We start from the raw sequence: 4,133 nt of genomic DNA on the forward strand, positions 1-4,133 counted from the left end.
AAGCAACAGCCCAAGATCGCGACCATCACACAACCGTCGGAGAATCCATGATCATCGCCGACCGCCTACACATTGAAGGCCTGTTCGACACCCACACCTCCACGCTCAGTTATCTGGTCATGGATGTCCAGACCAGACACTGTGCGCTGATCGACAGCGTGCTCGACTTCGACCCCAAATCGGGACGCACGCGCACTGAATCCGCCGATCAGTTGATTACCCGGGTTCGTGAACTGGGCGCTTCGGTGCAGTGGATCCTTGAAACCCACGTGCATGCCGATCATGTTTCGGCAGCGGCGTACCTCAAAGACAAGCTCAACGCGAAGATTGCCATCGGCAGCCACATCACAGCGGTGCAAAACGTGTTCGGCGAGCTGTTCAATGCGCCGACTGGTTTCGCCCGTGACGGCAGCCAGTTCGACGTGCTGCTGGATGACGGCGCGACCTTCAACGTCGGCACCCTTGAGGCGCGAGCCATGCATACGCCCGGGCATACTCCGGCCTGCATGACCTATGTGTTCGAGGTGGGCGGTGAAAGCGTGGCGTTTGTTGGCGATACGCTGTTCATGCCGGATTACGGCACGGCGCGCTGTGACTTCCCCGGCGCAGATGCGCGCACGTTGTATCAGTCGATCCAGAAAATCCTCACCCTGCCCGACTCCACGCGCCTGTTCATGTGTCACGACTACCAGCCTGATGGTCGCGAGTTGCAGTACATGACCACGGTTGCCGAACAGCGCGCCAACAACATCCACATTCGTCAGGGCATCGATGAAAACGAATTCGTGCAGATGCGCGAAGCCCGGGATGCCACGCTGGACATGCCCGTGCTGATCCTGCCGTCCGTACAGATCAATATGCGTGCGGGTCATCTTCCCGAGCCGGAAGACAATGGCGTGCGCTATCTCAAGATCCCGTTGAATACGCTGTGAGCCCGACCTGTTGCGACGCTTCTGTGGGAGATTCTATGTTTGCCCGCCAGCTGATGTACCGACGTGGGACCGGCTTTAGCCGGGAAAGCTGCCTTTCAGACGTTACAAATCAAGCGGCTGTCCCGGACTCTTCCCGGCTAAAGCCGGTCCCACGTCATCGGTGATTTTTGTGGGAGCCGGGCTTGCCCGCGATGCAGGCACCGCGATTCGAAAGATGGACCGAGTTGCTTTTATCGCGGGCAAGCCTCGCTCCCACAGGACCTATGCGATCCGTAGGACCGGCTTTAGCCGGGAGGACGTCGGCACGTTCGCTAAATCTTCTTCGACAGAAGCACCGCTCTCCCGGCTAAGCCGGTCCTACGAGGGGATCAGACAAGCCACAGCGCCGTGTCAGGCGCTCGGTGTCGCATCATCCCGCGCTGTATTCTGCAGCCCCGCTAACAGCAGGCGCTGATACAACTCCTCTTTCAATCCCTGTGGCCGGTCGAGTTGCATGCGTTCCAGATGCACCGGGAATGCCTCAGGTTCAGGCGCATCCAGTGTCGCCTTGCCCAGCTCGATGATTTCTGTGAGCTTGAACTTGCTCTCCAGCCAGTGCAGCGCCCGCAGCAGATCGCGCTCTTCGGTGTTGAAGTCGCAACCCAATGGGTATTCGGGAAACAGCTGCGAATACTGCTCAGCGATGGCTTGAAGGCGCTCGGCTGTGTTGTGGGCGAAGCGCGGATCCAGTTTGAAATCCTTGGGCAGTTTGCCTGCTCTTTGCGCCTGTTCGATCAAACCCGGCTGAAAGCGCGAGTCACTGATATTGAGCATGGCTTCAATGACCGCTGAATCATTCTTGCCACGCAGGTCGGCAATGCCGTATTCGGTGACCACGATATCCCGCAGGTGCCGCGGGATGGTGGTGTGACCGTATTCCCAGACGATATTGGAGCTGGTCTCGCCGCCGGACTCACGCCAACTGCGCAGGATCAGAATCGAACGGGCGTCTTCGAGTGCATGAGCCTGGGCCACAAAGTTGTATTGGCCGCCGACACCACTCACTACCCTGCCGTCTGCCAGTTGATCAGACACCGCGGCACCCATGAGGGTGACGGTGAATGCGCTGTTGATGAAACGCGCATCGCGACGCTGCAGACGCTTGAGCTGCTCATCACCGTACAGCTCGTTGATGTAGCTGATGGCGGTCATGTTGAAATCGCCGAGACGCTCCAGGGAAAACTCTCGCAAGCGCTGATAAAAACTCTGCGGCCCGAGGAAGAACCCGCCATGGACCATGATGCCGTCTGTATAAGCCGACTCGTCGAGGGTGCCATTATTGGCTTCGCGCTGGCGCATCGCATCGGCATAAACCTTGCGGCGAATGATTCCGGCGTCGACCAGCACCAGCAAACCGTTGACGAACATCTCGCTGCATCCGTAAAGCCCCGACACGAAAGGCTCCACGCCGCCCTCGCGGTCGATCAGGGTTTGCCAGTCGCTGAGGTTCAGCTCGGCAAGCAACGCCCGATATGTATGGTTATCTGCCTGACGAGCCAGCAACGCAGCGGTCAGCGCGTCGCCCATGGAGCCGATGCCGATCTGCAGGGTGCCGCCGTCGCGTACCAGTGTGCTGGCATGCAGGCCGATGAAATGATCCTGAAAGCCCACCGGCATATTCGGCGTGGAAAACAATGTGCTGCGCTCTTCTTCATCGATCAGGAAGTCGAAGGCCTCGACATCCAGCTCTGAATCGCCCGGCATGTAGGGCAGATCCGCATGAACCTGGCCCAGCATCAAAACGGTTTCTCCGGCTGCGCGTCGCTTGGCGATCATGGGCAGTAAGTCGAGGGTGACGTCGGGGTTGCAGCTCAGGCTCAGCTTGCCGGGCCGTTGTTCATCACGGGCAACCAGTTGTGCGACCAGATTCAGGCCACCGGCGTTAATGTCCCGAGCGGCGTGGCTGTAATTGCTGCTGATGTAATCGTGCTGAGCAGGCGCGCTGTTGAGCAGACTACCCGGCTGCATGAAAAACTGTTGCACGCGGATATTGGCTGGCAGGCTGTCGCGATGCAGGTCAGAGAGAAATTCCAGCTCGGGATAATCATCAAATACCCGGTCCAGAAACGGCTGCAGGAACCGTCCTTGCAGACCGTCGCCGGTTGGCGGGCGACCCAGGCTTAGCGCCGTGTAGATCGTCAACTGCCGCTCGGGCATTTGCTTGATCCGCTCATACAGCGCGTTGACGAACCGGTTCGGTTTGCCCAGACCCAATGGGATGCCCATGTGGATGTGCGTCGGCAACCGGGCGATGACATGAGCGACCGCTTGATCAATGGAGCTGTACTGCGGCATCGGGTCCTCCAAGGCTTGTTATTAGATGGAGCTTGGACCGGGGGTGTGCGGGTTTTGCTGCATTGGCGCGCTGGAATGTGGCCCTATGTGGGAGCGGTGCTTGCCCGCGATAAGGGCGCTACGGTTTTTATCTGGAATCGAGTGCAGCCTTATCGCGGGCAAGCCTCGCTCCAACACGTCATTTCTTCAGGAATGCCTTATGCAGCTCCGCCAGCGTTGCAAAGTGATACGTCGGCGACTCAGCCTGCAATTCCTCATGGCTACCAAAACCATAGCCTACTGCCGCAACATCCAGGCCGTTGCGCAGGCCGCCGATCAGGTCGTGTTTGCGGTCGCCGATCATCAGCGTCTGTTTCGGGTCGAGTTTTTCTGTCGCCATCAAATGCGCAATCAGTTCGACTTTATCGGTGCGGGTGCCGTCCAGTTCGCTACCGTAGATCATCTTGAAATGCCGGGCGAAGTCGAAGTGCCGGGCGATTTCATGGGCGAATACCCACGGCTTGGACGTTGCGATGTACAGGTTGCGACCCTGATCCACCAGCTCATCCAGCAGTTCAAATATCCCATCGAACACCAGATTCTCGTAAAGCCCGGTGACCTTGAAACGCTGGCGATAAAAGCCTACCGCTTCCCAGGCCTTGGCTTCATCGAAATGGTATTGCTGCATGAACTGCTGCAACAGCGGCGGACCGATGAAGTGCTCCAGTTGCGCCAGGTCCGGCTCATCAATGCCCATCTGCTTCAGGGCGAACTGGATTGACTTGGTTATCCCTTGGCGCGGATCGGTCAGGGTGCCGTCCAGGTCGAACAGGATGTTTTGGTAATGCATGCAAACTCCCATGGGGTTTTCGCGATTGGCTGTCTTGC

3 protein-coding genes are annotated in these 4,133 nt (G+C 58.4%); 1 reads left to right on the plus strand and 2 read right to left on the minus strand.

Annotation, left to right across the window (positions count from 1 at the left end):
* Positions 1-47 precede the first annotated feature (47 nt).
* A complete protein-coding gene (locus H8S59_RS26285; protein WP_187523308.1) occupies positions 48-932 on the plus strand; it encodes an MBL fold metallo-hydrolase in 885 nt (294 codons plus the stop codon).
* Between the two features lie 390 nt (positions 933-1,322).
* On the opposite strand, the gene H8S59_RS26290 is transcribed toward H8S59_RS26285, so the two are convergent.
* Both H8S59_RS26290 and H8S59_RS26295 read right to left on the minus strand, forming a co-directional pair.
* Entirely contained in the window at positions 1,323-3,266 is a 1,944-nt protein-coding gene (locus tag H8S59_RS26290; RefSeq protein WP_187523309.1) for an acetyl-CoA hydrolase/transferase family protein, read from the minus strand.
* Between the two features lie 178 nt (positions 3,267-3,444).
* Positions 3,445-4,095, minus strand: a complete 651-nt coding sequence (locus H8S59_RS26295; RefSeq protein WP_095093177.1) for an HAD family hydrolase — start codon at positions 4,093-4,095, stop codon at positions 3,445-3,447.
* Between the last annotated feature and the right edge of the window lie 38 nt (positions 4,096-4,133).

This window comes from Pseudomonas folii (assembly GCF_014357575.1).
Classification (GTDB): Bacteria; Pseudomonadota; Gammaproteobacteria; order Pseudomonadales; family Pseudomonadaceae; genus Aquipseudomonas; species Aquipseudomonas folii.